Genomic DNA, 792 nt, shown 5'->3' on the forward strand with positions numbered 1-792 from the left:
AAGGTGATGGAAAAACAGTTCGGCTGGCCAATGGGCCCCTCGTGGCTGCTTGATGTCGTAGGAATCGATACGGCGCATCATGCGCAACGCGTAATGGCAGAGGGCTTTCCGCAACGCATGAAGAAAGAGTACCGCGATGCCATCGATATCCTGTTTGAAGCGAAACGCTACGGCCAAAAAAACCAGCAGGGGTTCTGGCGTTGGGAAACCGACAGCAAAGGCAAAGCGAAGAAGGTGACGGATGCCGAAACCGATCGTCTGTTGCAGAGCGTGTGCCAGCCTAAACGCGTGTTTAGCGATGAGGAAATTATCGCACGCATGATGATTCCGATGATTAACGAAGTGGTTCGCTGCCTGGAAGAAGGCATTATCGCCAGCCAGGCGGAAGCCGATATGGCGCTGGTTTACGGCCTTGGCTTCCCACCGTTCCACGGCGGTGCTTTCCGTTATCTGGACACCCTCGGCAGCGATCAGTTTGTCGCCCAGGCTGAACCGTTCACTTCACTGGGTGCACTTTATCAGTTGCCGGACGGGCTACGCGATAAAGCTGCGCAAGGCGCAAGCTGGTACCCGCAGGCGGTCCCCCTGAATGCTCTCTCTTTGAAAACGGCGTGAGGAAATCAAAATGGAAAAAGTTGTGATCGTTGATGCCATTCGCACGCCAATGGGACGCTCGAAAGGCGGCGCGTTTCGTCACGTGCGGGCCGAAGACCTGTCAGCCCATCTGATGCGTAGCCTGCTGAGCCGCAATTCTGCGCTGGATGCCGCATTGCTGGATGACATCTATTGGGG

Annotated in this window: 1 protein-coding gene and 1 pseudogene; both read left to right on the top strand. The window is 55.8% G+C overall.

What is annotated here, in order from left to right:
• On the top strand, nucleotides 1–615 hold a 615-nt coding region (locus WH277_RS01680; protein ID WP_339504013.1), incomplete at its 5' end, for a 3-hydroxyacyl-CoA dehydrogenase family protein.
• Between the two features lie 10 nt (nucleotides 616–625).
• Nucleotides 626–792, top strand: a pseudogene (gene fadA, locus WH277_RS01685) (acetyl-CoA C-acyltransferase); the annotation flags it as partial.

This window comes from Erwinia sp. MYb416 (genome assembly GCF_037479575.1).
Classification (GTDB): Bacteria; Pseudomonadota; Gammaproteobacteria; order Enterobacterales; family Enterobacteriaceae; genus Erwinia; species Erwinia rhapontici.